15 protein-coding genes and 3 pseudogenes are annotated in these 21,377 nt (G+C 61.6%); 13 read left to right on the top strand and 5 right to left on the bottom strand.

What is annotated here, in order from left to right:
- The first annotated feature begins 8 nt into the window (after positions 1 to 8).
- Positions 9 to 1,208: a succinyldiaminopimelate transaminase gene (gene dapC / locus AB4O25_RS24955; protein ID WP_267864221.1), complete on the top strand. Its 1,200-nt coding sequence runs from the start codon at positions 9 to 11 to the stop codon at positions 1,206 to 1,208.
- Between the two features lie 113 nt (positions 1,209 to 1,321).
- Entirely contained in the window at positions 1,322 to 1,819 is a 498-nt protein-coding gene (locus AB4O25_RS24950) for a zinc metalloprotease (RefSeq protein ID WP_460150107.1), read from the top strand.
- 110 nt (positions 1,820 to 1,929) lie between these two features.
- Here AB4O25_RS24950 and AB4O25_RS24945 read toward each other — a convergent pair.
- Positions 1,930 to 3,572: pseudogene (locus tag AB4O25_RS24945) on the bottom strand (Na+/H+ antiporter).
- A 266-nt stretch (positions 3,573 to 3,838) separates the two neighbouring features.
- On the opposite strand from AB4O25_RS24945, the gene AB4O25_RS24940 reads away from it, so the two are divergent.
- The 4 genes and pseudogenes from AB4O25_RS24940 (at position 3,839) to AB4O25_RS24925 (ending at position 6,895) form a co-directional block, all read left to right on the top strand.
- Positions 3,839 to 4,147, top strand: coding sequence for an arsenate reductase (locus tag AB4O25_RS24940; protein WP_231984831.1), 309 nt, complete (start codon positions 3,839 to 3,841; stop codon positions 4,145 to 4,147).
- 31 nt (positions 4,148 to 4,178) lie between these two features.
- A complete protein-coding gene (gene dapD, locus AB4O25_RS24935) occupies positions 4,179 to 5,213 on the top strand; it encodes a 2,3,4,5-tetrahydropyridine-2,6-dicarboxylate N-succinyltransferase (protein ID WP_017529705.1) in 1,035 nt (344 codons plus the stop codon).
- A 106-nt stretch (positions 5,214 to 5,319) separates the two neighbouring features.
- Positions 5,320 to 6,485: pseudogene (locus AB4O25_RS24930) on the top strand (aminotransferase class V-fold PLP-dependent enzyme).
- A complete protein-coding gene (locus tag AB4O25_RS24925) occupies positions 6,482 to 6,895 on the top strand; it encodes a SufE family protein (RefSeq protein ID WP_065877163.1) in 414 nt (137 codons plus the stop codon). The pseudogene AB4O25_RS24930 and the gene AB4O25_RS24925 overlap by 4 nt, the downstream one beginning before the upstream one ends.
- A 3-nt stretch (positions 6,896 to 6,898) precedes the next feature.
- Here AB4O25_RS24925 and tcdA read toward each other — a convergent pair whose 3' ends face one another.
- The gene (tcdA, locus tag AB4O25_RS24920; protein ID WP_065877359.1) at positions 6,899 to 7,708 is read right to left on the bottom strand and encodes a tRNA cyclic N6-threonylcarbamoyladenosine(37) synthase TcdA; all 810 of its coding nucleotides are present in this window, start codon (positions 7,706 to 7,708) and stop codon (positions 6,899 to 6,901) included.
- 217 nt (positions 7,709 to 7,925) lie between these two features.
- Here tcdA and AB4O25_RS24915 point away from each other — a divergent pair, with 217 nt between their 5' ends.
- From AB4O25_RS24915 to AB4O25_RS24900, 4 genes and pseudogenes are all read left to right on the top strand, one after another.
- A complete protein-coding gene (locus AB4O25_RS24915; protein WP_460150106.1) occupies positions 7,926 to 10,517 on the top strand; it encodes a glycosyltransferase in 2,592 nt (863 codons plus the stop codon).
- Positions 10,518 to 10,629: 112 nt separating this feature from the next.
- A pseudogene (gene dapE / locus AB4O25_RS24910) lies at positions 10,630 to 11,780 on the top strand (succinyl-diaminopimelate desuccinylase).
- Positions 11,780 to 12,589, top strand: coding sequence for a putative RNA methyltransferase (locus AB4O25_RS24905; protein WP_065877165.1), 810 nt, complete (start codon positions 11,780 to 11,782; stop codon positions 12,587 to 12,589). The pseudogene dapE and the gene AB4O25_RS24905 overlap by 1 nt, the downstream one beginning before the upstream one ends.
- A 54-nt stretch (positions 12,590 to 12,643) precedes the next feature.
- Complete coding sequence (locus AB4O25_RS24900) at positions 12,644 to 13,021, top strand: hypothetical protein (protein ID WP_460150105.1); 378 nt, start codon at positions 12,644 to 12,646, stop codon at positions 13,019 to 13,021.
- Positions 13,022 to 13,165: 144 nt separating this feature from the next.
- Here AB4O25_RS24900 and AB4O25_RS24895 read toward each other — a convergent pair whose 3' ends face one another.
- Positions 13,166 to 13,375 (bottom strand): cold shock domain-containing protein, encoded by a 210-nt coding sequence (locus tag AB4O25_RS24895; RefSeq protein ID WP_017529713.1) that lies wholly within the window; start codon positions 13,373 to 13,375, stop codon positions 13,166 to 13,168.
- A 185-nt stretch (positions 13,376 to 13,560) separates the two neighbouring features.
- Here AB4O25_RS24895 and plsB point away from each other — a divergent pair, with 185 nt between their 5' ends.
- From plsB to AB4O25_RS24880, 3 genes are read left to right on the top strand one after another with little or no spacing between them, the layout of a single operon-like run.
- Complete coding sequence (gene plsB, locus AB4O25_RS24890; RefSeq protein WP_017529714.1) at positions 13,561 to 16,065, top strand: glycerol-3-phosphate 1-O-acyltransferase PlsB; 2,505 nt, start codon at positions 13,561 to 13,563, stop codon at positions 16,063 to 16,065.
- Between the two features lie 50 nt (positions 16,066 to 16,115).
- Positions 16,116 to 16,517, top strand: a complete 402-nt coding sequence (locus AB4O25_RS24885) for a YbaY family lipoprotein (protein WP_065877168.1) — start codon at positions 16,116 to 16,118, stop codon at positions 16,515 to 16,517.
- Between the two features lie 22 nt (positions 16,518 to 16,539).
- On the top strand, positions 16,540 to 17,229 hold the full coding sequence (locus tag AB4O25_RS24880) for a DUF4197 domain-containing protein (RefSeq protein ID WP_017529716.1): 690 nt from the start codon (positions 16,540 to 16,542) through the stop codon (positions 17,227 to 17,229).
- Between the two features lie 461 nt (positions 17,230 to 17,690).
- Here the strand turns inward: AB4O25_RS24880 and AB4O25_RS24875 are convergent, their stop codons facing one another.
- Together AB4O25_RS24875 and AB4O25_RS24870 are read right to left on the bottom strand one after the other, a co-directional pair.
- Positions 17,691 to 18,305 carry a LysE family translocator gene (locus AB4O25_RS24875; RefSeq protein ID WP_460150104.1) on the bottom strand — a complete coding sequence of 205 codons (615 nt, stop codon included), beginning with the start codon at positions 18,303 to 18,305 and terminating at the stop codon, positions 17,691 to 17,693.
- A gap of 2 nt (positions 18,306 to 18,307) precedes the next feature.
- The gene (locus tag AB4O25_RS24870) at positions 18,308 to 21,373 is read right to left on the bottom strand and encodes an efflux RND transporter permease subunit (protein WP_065877170.1); all 3,066 of its coding nucleotides are present in this window, start codon (positions 21,371 to 21,373) and stop codon (positions 18,308 to 18,310) included.
- Between the last annotated feature and the right edge of the window lie 4 nt (positions 21,374 to 21,377).

The following is a 21,377-nucleotide window of genomic DNA, read 5'->3' as shown; positions in this document are numbered from 1 at the left end:
AGATTCCCATGAACAACGCCCTGAACCAGCTGCAGCCCTACCCATTCGAGAAACTGCGCGCCCTGCTCGGCAGCGTCACACCGAACCCGGACAAGCGCCCGATTGCGCTGTCCATCGGCGAGCCCAAGCACAAGTCGCCGACCTTTGTCGCCGAGGCGCTCAGCAACAACCTCGACCAGATGGCGGTATACCCCACCACATTGGGCATCCCGGCCTTGCGCGAGGCCATCGGCGCCTGGTGCGAACGCCGCTTCGATGTGCCCAAGGGGTGGCTGGACCCGGCGCGCCATATCCTGCCGGTCAATGGCACTCGCGAAGCGCTGTTCGCCTTCACCCAGACCGTGGTCAACCGTGGCGACAATGCATTGGTGGTCAGCCCGAACCCCTTCTACCAAATCTATGAAGGCGCCGCGTTCCTGGCCGGGGCCAAGCCACACTACCTGCCTTGCCTGGACAAAAATGGCTTCAACCCGGACTTTGATGCGGTGTCGGCGAATATCTGGAAACGCTGCCAGATCCTGTTCCTGTGCTCCCCCGGTAACCCGACCGGTGCACTGATCCCGGTCGAGACCCTGAAAAAACTCATCGCCCTGGCCGACGAATACGACTTCGTCATCGCCGCCGACGAGTGCTATAGCGAGCTGTACTTCGACGAACAAACCCCGCCGCCGGGCCTGCTGAGCGCCTGCGTTGAACTGGGTCGCCAGGACTTCAAGCGTTGCGTGGTATTTCACAGCCTGTCCAAGCGTTCCAACCTGCCCGGCCTGCGTTCTGGTTTTGTCGCCGGTGATGCCGATATCCTCAAGGCCTTCCTGCTCTACCGCACCTACCATGGCTGCGCGATGCCGGTACAAACCCAGTTGGCCAGCATCGCCGCCTGGCAGGACGAGGCCCACGTACTGGCCAACCGCGACCTGTACCGCGAGAAATTCGACGCCGTGCTGGCGATCCTCAAGCCGGTGCTGGACGTGCAACACCCCGACGGCGGTTTTTACCTGTGGCCGAATGTGAATGGCGACGACGCCGCCTTCTGCCGTGACCTGTTCGTGGAGGAACACGTGACCGTGGTGCCGGGCTCGTATCTGTCGCGCGAAGTGGATGGCTTCAACCCGGGCGCCGGGCGAGTGCGCCTGGCACTGGTTGCGCCGCTGGCCGAGTGCGTCGAAGCGGCTGAACGGATTCGCGCGTTTATTCAGCGCAGGTCGTAACCCTTGCAAAACCCGCACTGTGCAATGCAGTGCGGGCGCCCGGCGCGATAGCACAGGGAACCAGCTGCCACGCGCTTGCCACTACTCGGCGCATTACCACAAGAGTAGAACGCATGCGTCTGACATCCCAACACTCGGTCAACCTCCCTTCCAACCTGTCGCCCATCGACCACGAACCGCCAGCTTCTGCCGGCACCTCGCGAGTGAAAAGAGGCCTGGCCGATAACCGCAAGCTCTGGCCTCCCGGCGTTATTACCGTTTCGTTGGATTTGAAAGATCAAAAAAGCACCGCCTTGGCGGTAGATGCAATCCAGGAGTGGGCCCACAACACTCCGGCCCTGCAATTTCGCATCGTCAGAAGCAGAGAGGGTGATATCCGCATTTGCGACGACGAAAGTCTGAAGGGAAACTGGTCCGTGATCGGCACCGACGCGGGCAACATCCCCCTGAACGAGCCCACGATGCATTTGGAGCGCAACGATGACTCGAAGACATTTTCCCCAGAGAACTGGTCTATAGCCAGATCCTGGAACTGCCGGTGGGTGATCGGTTGGAGGTCACACGCTATGACAATCAATCCGTCATGCACTACGCGTACCCCGGTTACGTAACCCACGACGCCAAAGGTGTCGATACCCAACACTGGCGTTCTGACGGCGACAAAGCCATCGCGCGCAGGCTGTACAGCTGACCCCTGACGGCGTGCAGAGCCTGCCGGCCGCTATTTCATCACGCCCAGATTCGCCTCGCTCATATCCAGATCCGCCAACACTTCGCGCAATACGTCATCACCGATCTGGTGATGACGGCTCAGGCTGTACAGCTCCAAGCGTTGCGCGCGCAGGGCCTTGAGTCGCAACTTTCGCTCCAGCAAATCCATCTGACGCGCCAGCGCCTGGGCTTCGGCCGAGTCGTTGAACACGTCCAACTGATGGCGATATTCCGACATCAGCCGCGCCTTGAGTTCGGCGGCCAGCGCGGCCTGGGCGGCGTCCGGGGTTTCACTTTCGCCAGGCTCTTCAGCTTCAAGGGCATGAATCGCGGCCACGGCGGTTTTTTTCCAGGCTTCACGCACTTCGTTATGCCGCTTCTCGTCGGGGCTCTTTTCGATGCCGCGCAGTAACAATGGCAAGGCGATGCAGGCGGCGACCAACGAAAACAGGATCACGCCGGCGGCAATAAAATCAGCAAATCGCGCTCGGGAAAGTCTTTGCCCGGCGCCAGCAACAACGGCACCGACATCACACCCGCCAAGGTCACGGCACCGCGCACACCGCCGACCGTCAAGAGCCAACAGGATCGCGCAGTGGGCACCAATGTCAGCTCGCTTTTCCCCCGCAGGCGACGCAATAACCCCGACAACCGCCAGATGCTCTGCACCCAGATAAAACGCAATACCACCAGCACCAGGAAGATCCCCAGCACCTCCAGGCCGCGATAGAGCAGCGCCGGCCACAGCGTCGACTCATGGCTCACCACGGCCTTGATAATGTCCGGTAATTGCAGGCCCAGCAGCAAGAAGATCAAGCCATTGAACGCAAACTCCAACAACGCCCACACGCTGCGGTTGAGCAGGCGCGTGCTCGTCTGGCGTGGCAGCAGGTCGAGCCAGCTTTGCATCATGCCCGCCGCCACCGCCGACAGAATCCCCGAGGCCCCCAGACGCTCAGCCAATACATACGCGGCAAATGGCAGCAACAACATGAACACCACATGGGTCGCAGGATCATCCCAACCACGGGCGATCATCCAGGCTCGCAAACGACCGACCAGCCAGCTCAGCGCTACACCAACCGCCAGGCCGCCCACCGCTACCAACACAAAGGTCAGGCTGGCGTCGGCAAGGGAAAACACCCCGGTCAACGCCGCCGCCAGGGCGAACTTGAACGTCACCAGGCCCGACGCGTCATTCATCAGCGCCTCGCCCTGAAGCATATGCATCAACGGCTTGGGCAAACGGTTCTGGGAAATGGCCGACACCGCTACGGCATCTGTCGGTGATAAAACCGCCGCCAGGGCGAAGGCGACCGGTAAAGGGATGGTAGGCAATAGCCAATGGATGAAGTAACCGGCACCCACCACGGTAAACAGCACCAGACCCACCGCCAACGTCAGGATCGGCCCGCGCAGGCGCCACAACTCGCGCTTGGGCATGCGCCAACCGTCGGAGAACAGCAATGGCGGCAAGAACAGAAACAGAAACAACTCCGGGTCCAGCGCCACATGCAACCCCAGCGTGGGCCAGGCCAGCAAGGCGCCGGCGGCAATTTGCACCAGGGGTAGCGGCAGCGGGATGACACGCCCCACCAAACGCGAAACGCTGACCAGCATCAGCAGGATAAGAACGGTGTAGGCGGTTTGCATAACGCGGATTTCCCGGACAATCGACTTACTACGACACATCAGGCAACACGTAGCCGTTGAAGTGCCATATTTCCCGGCTATGGTACCCACCCAGGCTACGCGATGGCTTTTGCACAAAAGTCGCAGCGCGCAGGACGATCGGCACCCAAAGCCGCTGGTCGTGGCATAATCCGTAACCTTTCGTTTTCATCAGTCCAAAGGGGGGCAATTCCTTGACCGCTTCAAGCAAAACCTTGCACCTTTTCGGCATCAAAGCCTGCGACACCATGAAAAAGGCGCGCACCTGGCTCGATGAGCACGCGGTGAGCTATGAATTCCACGACTACAAAACGGCCGGTATCGACCGCGAACACCTGACCCAATGGTGCAACGAGCACGGTTGGCAGGTGGTGTTGAACCGTGCGGGCACCACCTTTCGCAAACTCGAAGACGAACGCAAAGCCGATCTCGATCAGTCGAAAGCCATTGAATTGATGCTCGCACAACCCTCGATGATCAAGCGCCCAGTGCTCGATCTCGGTGACAGAACCCTGATTGGCTTCAAGCCAGAAAGTTATTCGGCGGCCCTCAAGTAGGCCAGCCCTTCCATTTTGTAGAGGTAACAGCATGTCCAATTCCCTGTTCAGCCTGGGCTTCGGCGTCGGCACTCAGAACCGCCAAGGTGCTTGGCTGGAAGTGTTTTACGCACAACCGTTGCTCAACCCATCGGCTGAAATCGTGGCGGCTATCGCACCGATCCTCGGTTACACCCAAGGCAACCAGGCCATCACCTTCACCGTGACCCAGGCCCTGCAACTGGCTGACGCACTTAAAGGCGTCGATGCTGCCCAAGCGGCCCTGCTGAGCCGCCTGGCCGAAAGCCACACGCCGCTGGTCGCCACTCTGCTGGCCGAAGACACCGCGCTGACCTCCACCCCTGAGGCCTACCTCAAACTGCACCTGCTGTCCCATCGCCTGGTCAAGCCTCACGGCCTGAACCTGGCCGGTGTGTTCCCACAGTTGCCGAACGTGGCCTGGACCAGCCAGGGCGCGATCGACATCGCGGAACTGGCCGAGCGCCAGCTCGAAGCGCGCCTGCGTGGCGACCTGCTGGAAGTGTTCTCGGTGGACAAATTCCCGAAAATGACCGACTACGTGGTGCCGGCCGGTGTGCGTATCGCTGATGCCGCCCGCCTGCGCCTGGGTGCCTATGTAGGCGAAGGCACCACCGTGATGCACGAAGGCTTCGTCAATTTCAACGCGGGCACCGAAGGCCCGGGCATGATCGAGGGCCGTGTGTCGGCCGGCGTGTTCGTCGGCAAGGGTTCGGACCTGGGCGGCGGTTGCTCCACCATGGGCACCCTGTCGGGCGGCGGCAACATCGTGATCAAGGTTGGCGAAGGCTGCCTGATCGGCGCCAACGCCGGTATCGGTATCCCGTTGGGCGACCGCAACACCGTGGAGTCGGGCCTGTACGTCACCGCCGGCACCAAGGTCGCACTGCTCGACGAGAAAAACCAACTGGTCAAGGTAGTCAAGGCGCGCGAACTGGCCGGCCAGCCGGACCTGCTGTTCCGCCGTAACTCCGAGACCGGTGCCGTGGAGTGCAAAACCCACAAATCGGCGATCGAACTGAACGAAGCGCTGCACGCTCACAACTAAGCAGCCACTCGATGCCACTAACGGGCCGCGCCTTCCGGGGCGGCCCGTTTATACGAGTCTTGACCACCATGCTTGTGCCCTCCCCTGGCGCGCCGATTTCCCGGCCATCGCCACCCTGCAACGGCAAGACCAGACCTATCTGGATAACGCCGCCACCACGCAAAAACCCCAAGCCCTGCTGGATGCCATCAGCCATTACTACGCCAATGGCGCAGCCAATGTGCACCGTGCCCAGCATTTGCCTGGGGCTCATGCCACCCAGGCCTTCGAGGACAGTCGCAGCAAGGTTGCGCAGTGGCTGAATGCAGGCGACACCGGGCAAATCGTGTTTACTCACGGCGCGACCTCTGCGCTGAACCTCTTGGCTTACGGCCTTGAGCACTTATTCAATGCGGGCGATGAGATTGTGATCAGCGCCCTGGAACACCACGCCAACCTGCTGCCCTGGCAGCAACTGGCCAAACGCCGCGCGCTGCAGCTGGTGGTGTTGCCACTGGGCGATGACGGCGTGATCGACCTGCATGCCGCCGCCGAGCTGATCGGCCCACGTACGCGCCTGCTGGCGGTGAGCCAGCTCTCTAACGTACTCGGCGCCTGGCAACCGCTGGAAGCCCTGCTCGCGCGCGTCAAGGCCCACGGCGCCCTGAGCGTGATCGACGGGGCCCAGGGTATCGTCCATGGCCGCCACGATGTGCAGGCGCTGGGCTGCGACTTTTATGTGTTTTCCAGCCACAAGCTCTACGGCCCCGACGGCGTCGGCGTGCTGTATGGCCGCAACGAAGCCCTGCATCATCTGCGTCACTGGCAATTCGGCGGCGAGATGGTGCAACAGGCCGACTACCACAGCGCGAGCTTTCGCCCCGCGCCGCTGGGCTTCGAAGCCGGCACGCCGCCGATCGCCAGCGTGATCGGCTTGGGCGCGAGCCTCGATTACCTGAGTTCACTGGACCAGCAGGCCGTCGTGGCCCACGAAGCCGCCCTGCACGACTACCTCTTACGCGGCTGAAAGCGCGCAATGGCGTGCACGTGCTGGGCGCGCCGCAGGTGGCGTTAGTCAGCTTTGTGGTAGAAAGCGTGCATAACGCCGACCTTGCGCACCTGCTGACCGAACAAGGCATCGCCGTGCGTGCCGGCCATCACTGTGCAATGCCACTGTTCAAAGCGCTGCATTTGTCAGGAGCGATCCGTGTATCCCTGGCGCTGTACAACGATTCAGACGACTTGGAGCGCTTCTTTGACGCACTGGACCAGGCGCTGGATATGTTGCGATGAGCGTGCCAATCGACGCAGTCGCGGCGCTGGCGGCATTTCAGTCAGTCGGCAGTTGGGAACAACGTGCGCGCCTGCTGATGCAATGGGGCGAGCGTCTGCCCGCCTTGGCCGATGAAGAGAAGGTCGATGCCAACCTGGTGCAGGGCTGCGAAAGCCTGGTGTGGTTGGTAGGGCGCTTGCACGACGGCCATTGGCAGTTTGCCGCCAGCAGTGATGCGCGAATGATCCGGGGGCTGGTGGCGTTGTTGCTGGCGCGGGTTAATGGGTTGTCGGCGGCTGAGTTGCAGGCGGTGGATTTGCCTGACTGGTTCAACCAACTGGGGCTTTCACGCCAACTGTCGCCGTCGCGCAGCAATGGCTTGAATGCCGTCCTGCAGCGCATGCGCGAACTCAGCCACTCGCCACACTGACATTCAGGCGGGCTTGACCCGCTCTGAAGGCCGGCGCACCCCGGCGACAATCTTGTCCACCGCCTTGGTGGCCGCCACCATGCCGAAGGTCGCCGTGACCATCATCACCGCGCCAAAGCCCCCGGCGCAGTCCAGCTTCACCCCGTCGCCGACAAAACTCTTCTGCAGACAGATACTGCCGTCCGGCTTGGGATAGCGCAGTTGCTCGGTGGAAAACACGCACGGCACGCTGTAATGGCGGGTCACGGTGCGGGAGAAACCATAGTCGCGGCGCAACGTAGAGCGCACTTTCGAAGCCAGCGGGTCGTTGAAGGTGCGGTTCAGGTCGCACACCTGGATCAGCGTCGGGTCGATTTGCCCGCCGGCGCCGCCAGTGGTGATGATCTGGATCTTGCGACGCTTGCACCAGGCAATCAGCGCGGCCTTGGCGTTAACGGCGTCGATGCAGTCGATCACGCAATCGATGTTTGGGGTGATGTACTCGGCCATGGTGTCGCGGGTCACGAAATCCGCCACCGCATGCACCGTGCAGTCCGGGTTGATGCCGCGCAGGCGCTCGGCCATCACCTCGACCTTGGGCTTGCCCACGGTGCTGTCCAGCGCGTGCAACTGGCGGTTGCTGTTGCTCACGCAGACGTCATCGAGGTCAAACAGCGAAATTTCACCCACCCCGCAACGGGCCATGGCCTCGGCTGCCCAGGAGCCTACGCCGCCGACACCGACGATCGCCACGTGGGCCGCTTTCAAGCGCTCCAGGCCTTCAATGCCATACAAGCGGGCGACGCCTGCAAACCGCGGATCTTCTGTACTCATGACCATTACCCCAAAAACCGGCGCGCATTATGGACTACGCAGCGACAAGTTCGAAACGACAAGCTACAAGTAAAGAACTTAGATGGTCTTTCGCTGACTAACGTCCGGCTTTTCTCTGTCTGCTGTACGCTCGGGGAAAGGCCGGTGTAGGATGCGCGCCGTTCGGCGCAGGCCGGCACCTCTTTTCGTTCCACACCTTTTGGAACCCGACATAACCATGGCATCGCGTAAATTTGGACTCAACCTGGTGGTGGTGCTGGCAATTGCCGCGCTGTTCACCGGCTTCTGGGCGCTGATCAACCGCCCGGTCACCGCTCCCAACTGGCCTGAGCAGATCTCGGGGTTTTCCTACTCGCCGTTCCAGCAAGGCCAGTACCCGCAGAAAAACCAGTACCCCACCGATGAGCAGATGCGTCAGGACCTTGCGATCATGAGCAAGCTGACGGACAACATCCGCACCTATTCGGTCGACGGCACCCTGGGGGACATCCCCAAGCTGGCGGAAGAGTTCGGCCTGCGCGTGACCCTCGGGATCTGGATCAGCCCGGACCTGGAACGCAACGAACGCGAGATCCAGCGCGCCATCGAGATCGCCAACACCTCGCGCAGCGTCGTACGAGTGGTGGTGGGTAACGAAGCGCTGTTCCGTGAAGAGATCACCCCAGAGGCACTGATCGTGCTGCTGGACCGCGTGCGCGCCGCCGTGAAAGTGCCGGTGACTACCTCCGAGCAATGGCACATCTGGGAAAAAAACCCGCAACTGGCCAAGCACGTCGACCTGATCGCCGCGCACATCCTGCCGTTCTGGGAGTTCATCCCCATGGACAAGGCCGGCCAGTACGTACTTGACCGTGCCAAGGACCTGAAGAAACTGTTCCCGAAAAAGCCGTTGCTGCTGTCGGAAGTGGGCTGGCCGAGTAACGGACGCATGCGCGGTGGCAACGAAACGTCCCCCGCAGACCAGGCGATTTACCTACGCACCCTGGTGAACAAGCTTAATCGCCAGGGCTACAACTACTTCGTGATCGAGGCCTTCGATCAGCCGTGGAAAGTCAGCGACGAAGGTTCGGCAGGCGCCTATTGGGGGGTGTTCAATGCTGCGCGCCAGCAGAAATTCAACTTTGAAGGGCCTGTGGTCGCGATCCCGCAATGGCGCGTGCTGGCCATCGGCTCGGTGGTGCTCGCGCTGCTGTCCCTGACGTTGCTGATGATCGACGGCTCGGCCCTGCGCCAACGTGGCCGTACCTTCCTGACGTTTATTGCGTTCCTGTGCGGTTCGGTGCTGGTGTGGATCGGCTACGACTACAGTCAGCAATACAGCACCTGGTTCAGCGTCACCGTGGGTATCCTCCTGGCGCTCGGCGCCCTGGGCGTATTTATCGTGCTGCTCACCGAAGCCCACGAACTGGCCGAAGCGGTGTGGACCCACAAGCGTCGGCGTGAATTCCTGCCGGTTGAAGGGGATTCGCACTACCGCCCGAAAGTGTCGATCCACGTGCCGTGCTACAACGAACCGCCGGAAATGGTCAAACAGACCCTCGATGCCCTGGCCGCCCTCGATTACCCGGACTACGAAGTCCTGATCATCGACAACAACACCAAGGACCCTGCCGTTTGGGAACCGGTGCGCGACTACTGCGAAACCCTGGGCCCGCGCTTCAAGTTCTTCCACGTCGCCCCGCTGGCCGGTTTCAAGGGCGGCGCACTGAACTACCTGATCCCGCACACGGCCAAGGATGCCGAAGTGATCGCAGTGATCGACTCGGACTACTGCGTGTCGCCAAACTGGCTCAAGCACATGGTGCCGCACTTCGCCGACCCGAAAATCGCCGTGGTGCAGTCGCCGCAGGATTACCGCGACCAGAACGAAAGCACCTTCAAGAAGCTCTGCTACGCGGAATACAAAGGCTTCTTCCATATCGGCATGGTCACCCGTAACGACCGCGACGCGATCATCCAGCACGGCACCATGACCATGACCCGTCGTTCGGTGCTCGAAGAACTGGGCTGGGCCGACTGGTGCATCTGTGAAGACGCCGAATTGGGCCTGCGCGTATTCGAGAAAGGCCTGTCGGCCGCGTATTACCACGACAGCTACGGCAAAGGCCTGATGCCGGACACCTTTATCGACTTCAAGAAACAGCGTTTCCGCTGGGCCTACGGCGCGATCCAAATCATCAAGCGTCACACCGCCAGCCTCTTGCGCGGCAAGGACACCGAGCTGACCCGTGGCCAGCGCTACCACTTCCTCGCGGGCTGGTTGCCGTGGGTGGCGGATGGCATGAACATCTTCTTTACCGTCGGTGCGCTGTTGTGGTCGGCGGCGATGATCATCGTGCCGACGCGGGTCGACCCGCCGCTGCTGATTTTCGCGATCCCGCCCCTGGCGTTGTTCGTGTTCAAGGTGGGCAAGATCATCTTCCTGTACCGCCGTGCGGTAGGCGTAAACCTCAAGGACGCGTTCTGCGCGGCCCTGGCCGGCTTGGCGTTGTCCCACACCATCGCCAAGGCGGTGCTGTATGGCTTCTTCACCAGCAGTATTCCGTTCTTTCGTACACCGAAAAACGCGGATAACCACGGCTTCTGGGTGGCTATTTCCGAAGCCCGCGAAGAGATGTTCATCATGCTGCTGTTGTGGGGCGCGGCGCTGGGGATCTACCTGGTGCAGGGCCTGCCGAGCAATGACATACGCTTCTGGGTGGTGATGCTGCTGGTGCAATCGCTGCCGTATGTGGCGGCGTTGATCATGGCGTTCCTGTCGTCGCTGCCCAAACCGGCGGCCGCAGTGGAGCCTGCAAGCGCGGTGTAAAAACTTGCGCAATGCACTAAACGGCGGCCCTTGGCCGCCGTTTTGCTATAAGATAACGGCCCTTTTGTGCGCCCGCCCGGCTCTCCCAAATACGCTTTCCGGAGTTTCCCCCATGACGGCCCATGCCGACCTTTCGCCGACCCTTCAACTTGCCATCGACCTGATCCGGCGCCCCTCGGTCACGCCGATCGACGCCGATTGCCAGAAGCTGATGATGCAGCGCCTGGGCGACGCTGGTTTTGCGCTGGAGCCGATGCGCATCTTCGAGGTAGACAATTTCTGGGCCACCCATGGCAAACACGAAGGCCCGGTGCTGTGCTTTGCCGGCCACACCGACGTGGTGCCGACCGGCCCGGTGCAGGCCTGGCAGAACGACCCGTTCGACGCGCTGATCGATGAAAACGGCATGCTGTGCGGGCGTGGCGCGGCCGACATGAAAGGCAGCCTGGCGGCGATGCTGGTGGCTGCCGAGCGCTTCGTCACCGACTACCCGGACCACAAGGGCTCGGTCGCCTTCCTGATCACCAGCGATGAAGAAGGCCCGGCGCACCACGGCACCAAAGCGGTCATCGAACGCCTGGCCGCGCGCAAGAGCGCCTGGACTGGTGCATCGTCGGCGAACCGTCGAGCACTACCCTGGTGGGCGACGTGGTCAAGAACGGCCGCCGTGGCTCACTCGGCGCCACCCTGACCGTGCGCGGTGTACAAGGCCACGTGGCCTACCCGCACCTGGCGAAAAACCCGATCCACCTGGCCGCGCCGGCCCTGGCCGAATTGGCCGCGGAGCATTGGGACGACGGCAACGGGTTCTTCCCGCCGACCAGCTTCCAGATCTCCAACCTCAACTCCGGCACCGGGGCCACCAACGTGATTCCCGGCGACCTGACGGCGGTATTCAACTTCCGTTTCTCCACCGAATCCACCGTCGAAGGCCTGCAACAGCGCGTCGCGCAGATCCTCGACAAGCATGGCCTGGACTGGCACGTGGAGTGGGCGCTGTCGGGCCTGCCGTTTCTCACCGAACCGGGCGCGTTGCTCGATGCCGTCTCCGCCAGCATCAAGGCGATCACCGGGCGCGAGACCCAGGCGTCCACCAGCGGCGGCACCTCGGACGGGCGTTTCATCGCCACCCTCGGAACCCAAGTGGTCGAGTTGGGCCCGGTCAACGCGACGATTCATCAGGTCAACGAGCGCATTCTCGCCAGCGACCTCGATGTGCTGACCGAAATCTACTACCAGACCCTGATCAAGTTGCTCGCCTGATGCTCGCTTGCCCCATTTGCAGCGCCCCGCTCAACGCGGTGGACAATGGCGTGGCGTGCCCGGCCGGGCACCGTTTCGACCGCGCGCGCCAGGGTTACCTGAACCTGTTGCCGGTGCAGCACAAGAACAGCCGCGATCCGGGCGACAACCTGGCCATGGTCGAGGCGCGCCGCGACTTCCTCAACGCCGGGCACTACGCCCCGGTGGCCAGGCGCCTGGCGCAATTGGCCGCCGAACGCGCGCCGCAGCGCTGGGTCGACATCGGCTGTGGCGAGGGTTACTACACGGCGCAAATCGCCGACGCCCTGCCCCAGGCCGACGGTTACGCGCTGGATATTTCCAAGGAAGCGGTCAAGCGCGCCTGCAAGCGCAACCCGGCGCTGACCTGGTTGATCGCCAGCATGGCCCGCGTGCCGTTGGCCGATGCCAGCTGCCAGTTCCTTGCCAGTGTGTTCAGCCCGCTGGACTGGCAGGAAGCCAAGCGCCTGCTCAGCCCTGGCGGCGGCTTGATGAAGGTCGGCCCCACCCGCGGCCATCTGATGCAATTGCGCGAGCGCCTGTACGACGAAGTGCGCGAGTACACCGACGACAAGCACCTGGCCCTGGTGCCCGAGGGTATGAGCCTGGCGCACAGCGAGACCCTGGAATTCACTCTGCGCCTGGATGAACCCCAGGACCGCGCCAACCTGCTGGCCATGACGCCCCACGGCTGGCGTGCCAGCGCCGAGCGCCGTAGCGAGGTGATCGAGGCTGCCGAGCCGCTGCTGGTCACCGTGTCGATGCGCTACGACTATTTCGTGCTTCAATAACCGACTTTTCTACATCCGCGAATGGATTTTCGAATCCCGCAACGAGGAACATCCATGCGCCAACCCGATATCGAGATTTACCTGAAGGACGCTGACGTCGACCACAAGGCCATCGCCGCCTGGCTCGGCGCCGCCCTCGGCCCATGCACCGACTGGGTCCAGAAGGGCCAGACCTACAAATGCAAGGCCGGCAATATGCCGGTAACCTGGCTGCCCAAGGCTGTCGGCAAATGGAACAGCCTGTATCTGGAAAGCGACCAGACCCCGTGGGACGACGACATCGCCTGCGCCCGGGCGGCCTTTGCCGCGCTGAACGTCGAAGTGCGTTGTGCACCGGGCACGTGGATTGAGGAAGAAGGCGAGGAAAGCGCTGACATCTGGATTCGCATCAGCGCAGACGGTGAAGAGCAGATCACCTGGAAAACCGCCTGATCTTAAGCTGAACACCCAATCAAAAATGTGGAAGGGGGCTTGCTCCCGATGGCGGTGGGTCAGTCAATGTATTCAGTGACTGACACTCAGCCATCGGGAGCAAGCCCCTCCCACATGGGTTCTGCGGTGTAACAAAAGCCCGCATTACAAACCGACCACATCCTCGGCCTGCAAGCCCTTCTCACCGCTCACCACGGCGTATTCCACCTGCTGGCCTTCGGCCAACGAGCGATGCCCGTCCCCGCGAATGGCGCGGTAATGCACGAACACATCCTTGCCGTCTTCACGCTGAATGAACCCATAGCCTTTTGCATCGTTGAACCACTTCACATTCCCGGTTTCGCGCGTTGCCATTTGTCTCACTCCCACTTCGGTTTTTTTATTGTTGAGCCGGTTCGCGTTGAACTGCCGAGTATAAGACAGGCTCAAAAACGATCAACTCAAGTTTACATCGCTGCTTTTTTGCCGATTTTCGGCGAATACGGCACACTACCCGCCCGAGCGCCCGCTCGGTTTTTTCCACTTCAAGCAGCTCGCCTATGACCCGCTCCCCGTTCCGCCGTCTGGTATTTGGCACCTTGCGCCGACTGTTGTACCTCTGGGTTCGCTCGGAGACGATCAACCAGTCGTCCCTTACCCTTAACCTGGACCGCAGCCGGCCGGTGTTTTACGTCCTGCAATCGCCCTCCCTCACCGAGCTGGCCGTGGTCGATGCCGAGTGCACCAAGGCCGGCTTGCCGCGCCCGGTGCTGCCGGTATCGGTAGGCCCGCTGATGGAACCGGCAGCGTTCTTCTACCTCACGCCGGAACCCGACTGGCTCGGCCGCCAGGACAAGCGCGGCGCGCCGCCGACCCTGACCCGCCTGGTCAACACCCTGAGCGAACACGCCGAAGAGAATGCACAAATCATTCCGGTCAGTGTGTTCTGGGGGCAGACCCCGGCGAGCGAGTCCAGCCCGTGGAAACTGCTGTTTGCCGACAGCTGGGCCGTCACCGGCCGTCTACGCCGTTTGTTGAGCATCCTGATCCTGGGTCGCAAGACCCGTGTGCAATTCTCTGCGCCTATCAACCTGCGTGAGTTGATCGAGCACAATAAAGGGCACGAACGCACCGTGCGCATGGCCCAACGCATACTGCGTGTGCACTTTCGTAACCTGAAGACCGCCGTGATCGGCCCCGACCTGTCCCATCGCCGCAACCTGGTGAAGGGCCTGGTGAATATGCCGCTGGTGCGCCAGGCCATTCTTGATGAAGCCGAGCGCGAAAAAATCAGCCCGGAAAAAGCCAAGGCCCAGGCCCTGCGCTATGGCAACGAAATCGCCTCGGATTACACCTACACCGCGATCCGCTTTTTGGAGGTGGTGCTGAGCTGGTTCTGGAACAAGATCTACGACGGCATCAAGGTCAATAACATCGAAGGTGTGCAAAAGGTTGCCCAGGGCTATGAGGTGATCTACGTACCCTGCCACCGCAGCCATATCGACTACCTGCTGCTGTCGTACCTGCTGTTCAAAAATGGCCTGACGCCGCCGCATATCGCGGCCGGCATCAACCTGAACATGCCGGTAATCGGCAGCCTGCTGCGCCGTGGCGGTGCGTTTTTCATGCGCCGCACCTTCAAGGGCAACCCGCTGTACACCTCGGTGTTCAACGAATACCTGCACACGTTGTTCACCAAGGGCTTCCCGGTGGAGTACTTCGTGGAAGGCGGGCGTTCGCGCACCGGCCGCATGCTGCAGCCGAAAACCGGGATGCTGGCGATTACCCTGCGCAGTTTCCTGCGCTCCTCGCGCATGCCGATTGTGTTCGTGCCGGTGTATATCGGCTATGAACGCGTACTGGAAGGCCGTACTTACCTCGGTGAGTTGCGCGGTGCGAGCAAGAAGAAAGAATCGATCTTCGACATCTTCAAAGTGGTCGGCGCGCTCAAGCAGCGTTTCGGCCAGGTGGCGGTCAACTTCGGCGAGCCGATCAAGCTGGCTGAGTTTCTCGACAACGAACAACCCGACTGGCGCGCCCAGGAGCTGGGCCCGAACTACAAACCGGCCTGGCTCAACGAAACCACCAACCGCCTCGGCGAACAAGTGGCCCGCCACTTGAACGAAGCCGCAGCGGTGAACCCGGTGAACCTGGTGGCCCTGGCCCTGCTGTCGACCACGCGCCTGGCCCTGGACGAACAGGCCATGGCCCGCCAGTTGGACCTGTACCTGGCGCTGTTGCGCCGCGTGCCTTATTCGCCGCACACCACCCTGCCGGAAGGCGATGGCCTGGCGCTGATCAAGCACGTCAAGGACATGAACCTGCTGTCGGAACAGAGCGACGCCCTGGGCAAGATCCTGTACCTGGACGAGCAGAACGCCGTCCTGATGACCTACTACCGCAACAACGTGCTGCACATCTTCGCCCTGCCGGCGTTGCTGGCGAGTTTCTTCCAGAGCAGTTCGCGCATGAACCGCGAGCAGATCCTGCGCTATACCCACGCGCTGTACCCGTACCTGCAATCGGAGCTGTTTATTCGCTGGTCGCTGGAAGAGCTCGACGCGGTCATCGACCAGTGGCTGCAAGCGTTTGTCGAACAGGGCCTGCTGCGCTTCGAAAAAGACGTGTACCTGCGCCCGGCGCCGAGTTCGCGGCACTTCGTGTTGCTGACGCTGCTGTCCAAGAGCATCGCCCAGACCCTGCAACGCTTCTACATGGCGATTTCGCTGCTGCTCAACAGCGGCCAGAACAGTATCAGCGCCGAAGAACTGGAGGACCTGTGCACGATCATGGCCCAGCGCCTGTCGATCCTGCATGGCCTCAATGCTCCGGAGTTCTTCGATAAGAGCCTTTTCCGACATTTTATTCAGACGTTGCTAGAGCAGGATGTGCTGCGCCGCGACGAAGCCGGCAAGTTGAGCTACCACGCATTGCTCGGCGAACTGGCCGAAGGCGCCGCCAAACGCGTGTTGCCGGCCGACATTCGCCTGTCGATCCGCCAAGTGGCCCTGCACCGTGTGGACGGCGCAGCCGAAGCGTCAGTCGAGGCGCAAGAAAACCGCTAGATTTAAACAGGCGCCCGTTGGATGCAGGCGCCATTGAAAGGAGCCGCACCATGAAAAAAATTATCCTGCTGGGCCTTACCGCCCTGCTTGGAGCCTGCCAATCCGTGCACCACTCCCCCCAGGCAAGCCTCGACGGCGAGGTGTTCTACCTGCAACGCATCGCTCTTCCTGCGGCCGCGACCTTGAGCGTCAGCCTGCAAGACGTATCCCTGATGGACGCGCCGGCCGTGACCCTCGCCGAACAGAAAGGCCCGGTCAAAGGCCAGGTGCCCCTGCCGTTTCACCTGAGCTACGACCCGGCGCAGGTCAAGCCCGGCCACACTTATTCGGTGAGCGCTCGCATCGAACTGGACGGCAAGCTACTGTTTACCACTACCGAACGGCACGCTGTTCAGCTCAACGGCCAGGACCCACAACCTCTGCGCCTGCGCGTCGATGCCGTGGCCCACTGAATTCGATCATAAGGAAGCGCCCATGCTCCGTAACTCCCTTCGCCTTACCGCCCTGTGTGCCGGCCTGCTGCTCGGTGCCAACGCCATGGCCCTGGACCTTGGCAGCCTGTCCCAAGGCGACGCCAGCGGCGGCCTCAAGGATGCCCTCACCCAAGGCGCACAGATCGCCGTGAAACAACTGGGCACACCCGGCGGCTTCAGCAACAACCCCGAGGTCAAGATCGGCCTGCCCGGCAAGTTGGGCAAAGTCGCCGACAAGCTGAAAATGTTCGGTATGGGTGACCAGGTCACGCAACTGGAAACCAGCATGAACAAAGCGGCGGAAACAGCAGTGACCCAGGCTCAGCCGATCCTGGTCAATGCCGTGAAAAAAATGAGCGTCACCGACGCCAAGGGCATCCTCAGCGGTGGCCAGGACTCGGCAACCCAGTACCTGAATAAAACCAGCCGCGAAGAGATTCGCGCCAAGTTCCTGCCCATCGTCAAGGCCGCCACCGACAAGGTCGGCGTGGCTCAGCAGTACAACGCCCTGGCAGGCAAGGCGGCGGCATTCGGCGCAGTGGATGCCAAGAGCGCCAACGTCGAAAACTACGTGACCGAGCAGGCGCTGGACGGTTTGTTCAAGATGATTGCCGAACAGGAAGAAACCATTCGCAAGAATCCGGCGGCGGCGGCCACCAGCCTGGCGAAGAAGGTGTTCGGCGCGCTGTAACCCCTTCCTCACTGCGCCCAGGCCGCTTCCTGCGAAACTGGGCGCAGTGGTCTTACGCCTGACGCTTAGCGGTTAAACAACGCAAACAACGGCCGGCTCGGCAATTGAGGATGGCTGATCGGGTGCGTATGCGGGTGATGCGGTGTGGCACAAGCGGGACGCGTGGGGTGCGGCCGCCCATAACCTGGCCGGGTTGGATGGGGGCGATGAGCCTCGCCTCCTGGTCTTTGCTGTAAAGCTGGAGCAGTGCCTTCGCGCGGCAAGTAGCCACCCAGCAACGCCCCCAGAAATGCACCCTTGAACGCAGCAATTGCGCTGAAAAACGACATCTGACACTCCTTGAACTCAGTGAAATCAGGCCGGCCGCCAACGGGCGGAACCAAGACCTGTGCCTGTCCATCAGGCAAATCTGAGTGGAGTGAAACCCATGAACGTTCCACCTGGCCTGAGGCGTGTTTGCATCAGCATGTGAAACGCCGGCCAATCAATGCATAACCGCCTCGGCCAACCGCCCCATCATGAGCGTGGCAAAACAACCGATCGCCACGGACGTTGCGCGATTGATCCTCAACGGCGTGAGCCAGGTTTTGAATCGCTGCAAAGCGACTGCCCAGCACGATCCAGGCCGCCCCCACCGGTATCACCACCAGCGCCAGCGTGCCCATGAACGTGACATAACCTTGCAGCGTGGCAAAGGTGCTGGCCGGCGCGATGAAGGATACGATCAACAGCCCCTTGGGGTTCATGACCGTCAGCCAGAAAAAATAAAGCCCAGAGAAGCGGTCGTGCCGTGGGTCGAGGGCGCTGTTTTTGCGTTGCCAGAGCTTGTACGAGACATACAACAGGTAGCAGGCGGCGGCCAGTTGCGTCGCTTGCAATGCCCAAGGTGAATAAGCCCCCAGGTAGAGCAGCGCGACGCCCCACACCGACACTTGGAGCAGGTACGCCAGGCATTCGATAAACACCAACAGCCACGAAGCCCGAAGCCCGAACAACACCCCGGCGCGAAACAACAGGGTATTGGTGGGGCCTGGGGCGAGCAGCAGCAGCAACAGGGCTGAAACAGTGGCCAACATGATTACGCGACGTCCTTCCTCACTCGGAACCACGCAGCATACAGCGCCGGCAGGAACAATAGTGTCAACGCCGTCGCCACAATCAACCCACCCATGATCGCTACCGCCATCGGCCCGAAGAACACGCTGCGCGACAGCGGGATCATCGCCAGCACCGCCGCGAGTGCCGTCAGCACAATCGGGCGAAAGCGCCGCACGGTGGCCTCGATAATGGCTTGCCACGGTGCCAGGCCGGCCTTGATGTCTTGCTCGATCTGGTCCACCAGGATCACCGAGTTGCGCATGATCATGCCCGACAGGGCGATGGTGCCGAGCATCGCCACGAAACCGAACGGCTGGCGGAACACCAGCAGGAACAGCGTCACACCGATCAGGCCCAGCGGCGCGGTCAAGAACACCATGGCGCTGCGCGAGAAGCTGCGCAGTTGCAGCATGAGCAAGGTCAGCACCACCACGATAAACAGCGGTACCCCGGCCTTCACCGAGTTCTGCCCACGGGCGGAGTCTTCGACGGTGCCGCCGACCTCCAGCTGATAACCGTCCGGCAGTTCGGCACGTACGTCGGCGAGCGTTGGCAGGATCTGCTGGACCAGGGTCGCCGGTTGCTCCTTGCCATAGATATCGGCGCGCACGGTCACGGTCGGCAGGCGGTTACGGTGCCAGATAATGCCCTCCTCGAAGCCGTATTCGAGGGTGGCGATCTGCGACAGCGCGACGCTTTTGCCGTTGTCGGTCGGCACGGCCAGGCTTGGCAGCAGCGACAACTCGGTGCGTTCATGAACCGTGCCGCGCAACAGGATCTCGATCAACTCGTTGTCTTCCCGGTACTGGCTGACGCTGGAGCCGGTCAGCGAGCTCTGCAGGAATTTGGCCAGGTTGGCGGTACTGACCCCCAACGCCCTGGCGCGGTCCTGGTCGATATTCAGGTAGACGATTTTGCTCGGTTCTTCCCAGTCCAGATGCACATTGGCGACGTGGGAATTTTCGCGGACCTTGGCCGCCACTTTCCGAGCCAGGGCGCGGACCTCTTCGATGTGCTCGCCGGTTACACGAAACTGCACCGGATAACCCACAGGCGGTCCGTTCTCCAACCGGGTGACGCGCCCGCGCAGTGCGGGGAATTGTTCGTCGAGGGTTTCGATCAACCAGGTACGCAGGCCTTCGCGTTCTTCGATGGTTTTAGCCAGCACTACAAACTGCGCGAAGCTGGCCGCCGGCAGTTGCTGGTCCAGGGGCAGGTAGAAACGTGGCGAGCCGGTGCCGACATAGGCCACATAGTTTTCGACGCCGGCGTGGGCCTTGAGCAATCCTTCCAGACGTTTTACCTGGTCGGCGGTGTTGCTCAGGGAGGCGCCTTCGGCCAGTTTCAGATCAACCATCAACTCCAGGCGACCGGAAGCCGGGAAGAACTGCTGCGGCACAAAGCGGAACAAGGCCACCGAGCCGATAAACAGTAGCAAGGTCAACACGATCACGGTTTTGCGCCGGCGCACGCACCATTCCACCAAACGTCTGACGCGCTGGTAAAACGGTGTGCCGTAGGGGTCAGGGCCATCCGCGCCGTGTTTGGCCGCGTGAATCTTCGCCAGGTCAGGCAGGAGCTTTTCCCCCAGATACGGCACAAACACCACAGCGGCGACCCACGAGGCGAGCAACGCGATGGTCACCACCTGGAAAATAGAGCGCGTGTATTCGCCGGTACTGGATTGCGCGGTGGCAATCGGCAGGAAGCCGGCGGCGGTGATCAGCGTACCGGTGAGCATCGGGAAGGCGGTACTGGTCCAGGCGAAACTCGCGGCTTTAAGCCGGTCATAGCCCTGCTCCATTTTGATCGCCATCATTTCCACGGCGATGATCGCGTCGTCCACCAGCAGGCCCAAGGCCAATACCAGCGCACCGAGAGAGATCTTGTGCAGGCCGATGCCGAGGTAATACATGGTGGCAAAGGTCATCGCCAACACCAGCGGAATCGCCAGGGCCACCACCATGCCGGTGCGTACGCCAAGGGAGAAGAAGCTCACCAGCAAGACAATCGCCAAGGCCTCGGCCAACACCTGGACGAACTCTCCGACACTGGTTTTCACCGCTGCCGGTTGGTCCGATACCTTGCGCAGCTCCATGCCGGCCGGAAGGTTCTTCTGCAGGCGTGCGAATTCACCCTCAAGGGCCTTGCCCAGTACCAGAATGTCGCCGCCGTCGCGCATGGCCACGGCCAGGCCGATGGCATCCGCGCCCATATAACGCATGCGCGGCGCCGGTGGGTCATTGAAACCCCGATGGATGTCGGCCACATCGCCAATGCGGAAGGTGCGGTCGCCGACGCGAATCGGGAAGTTACGGATCTCTTCCACCGTTTTGAAGTTACCCGACACGCGCAGTTGCACGCGCTCGCTCGGGGTTTCAAAGAAGCCGGCGGTGGACACCGCATTCTGTTCCTGCAACGCCTGCTGCACCGCCGCCAACGGCAGGCCGAGGGTAGCGAGCTTGAGGTTGGACAGTTCGATCCAGATCTTCTCGTCCTGTAGGCCAAGCAGTTCGACCTTGCCCACATCCGGCACACGTTGCAGTTGAATCTGGATGCGGTCGGCGTAGTCCTTGAGCACGGCGTAGTCGAAGCCGTCGCCAGTCAGGGCATAGATGTTGCCGAAGGTGGTACCGAATTCATCGTTGAAAAACGGCCCCTGGATGTCCGGCGGCAAGGTCTGGCGGATGTCGCTGATTTTCTTGCGCACCTGGTACCACAACTCGGGAATCTGCACGGAGTGCATGGAGTCGCGAGCAATGAAGGTGACCGTGGACTCACCGGGACGCGAAAACGAAACGATGCGTTCGTACTCGCCGGTCTCCATCAGTTTTTTCTCGATGCGCTCGGTGACCTGGCGCGAGACTTCCTGGGCGGTAGCACCCGGCCAGTTGGTCTTGATCACCATGGCCTTGAAGGTGAACGGCGGATCTTCGCTTTGCCCCAGTTTGGTGTAGGACAAAGTGCCGACCACCGCCAGCAGGATCATCAGGAACAGTACGATCTGGCGATTACGCAACGCCCATTCGGAAAGATTGAAACCCATCAGG

The sequence above is a fragment of the Pseudomonas sp. S3_A03 genome (genome assembly GCF_054668275.1).
This window is presented reverse-complemented; position numbering and strand designations above follow the sequence as displayed.

Bases quoted from the DNA above. Each gene is read 5' to 3' on its own strand.
- dapC (WP_267864221.1), top strand. From the start codon at position 9: ATGAACAACGCCCTGAACCAGCTGCAGCCCTACCCATTCGAGAAACTG.
- AB4O25_RS24950 (WP_460150107.1), top strand. From the start codon at position 1,322: ATGCGTCTGACATCCCAACACTCGGTCAACCTCCCTTCCAACCTGTCG.
- AB4O25_RS24940 (WP_231984831.1), top strand. From the start codon at position 3,839: ATGAAAAAGGCGCGCACCTGGCTCGATGAGCACGCGGTGAGCTATGAA.
- dapD (WP_017529705.1), top strand. From the start codon at position 4,179: ATGTCCAATTCCCTGTTCAGCCTGGGCTTCGGCGTCGGCACTCAGAAC.
- AB4O25_RS24925 (WP_065877163.1), top strand. From the start codon at position 6,482: ATGAGCGTGCCAATCGACGCAGTCGCGGCGCTGGCGGCATTTCAGTCA.
- tcdA (WP_065877359.1), bottom strand. From the start codon at position 7,708: ATGAGTACAGAAGATCCGCGGTTTGCAGGCGTCGCCCGCTTGTATGGC.
- AB4O25_RS24915 (WP_460150106.1), top strand. From the start codon at position 7,926: ATGGCATCGCGTAAATTTGGACTCAACCTGGTGGTGGTGCTGGCAATT.
- AB4O25_RS24905 (WP_065877165.1), top strand. From the start codon at position 11,780: ATGCTCGCTTGCCCCATTTGCAGCGCCCCGCTCAACGCGGTGGACAAT.
- AB4O25_RS24900 (WP_460150105.1), top strand. From the start codon at position 12,644: ATGCGCCAACCCGATATCGAGATTTACCTGAAGGACGCTGACGTCGAC.
- AB4O25_RS24895 (WP_017529713.1), bottom strand. From the start codon at position 13,375: ATGGCAACGCGCGAAACCGGGAATGTGAAGTGGTTCAACGATGCAAAA.
- plsB (WP_017529714.1), top strand. From the start codon at position 13,561: ATGACCCGCTCCCCGTTCCGCCGTCTGGTATTTGGCACCTTGCGCCGA.
- AB4O25_RS24885 (WP_065877168.1), top strand. From the start codon at position 16,116: ATGAAAAAAATTATCCTGCTGGGCCTTACCGCCCTGCTTGGAGCCTGC.
- AB4O25_RS24880 (WP_017529716.1), top strand. From the start codon at position 16,540: ATGCTCCGTAACTCCCTTCGCCTTACCGCCCTGTGTGCCGGCCTGCTG.
- AB4O25_RS24875 (WP_460150104.1), bottom strand. From the start codon at position 18,305: ATGTTGGCCACTGTTTCAGCCCTGTTGCTGCTGCTGCTCGCCCCAGGC.
- AB4O25_RS24870 (WP_065877170.1), bottom strand. From the start codon at position 21,373: ATGGGTTTCAATCTTTCCGAATGGGCGTTGCGTAATCGCCAGATCGTA.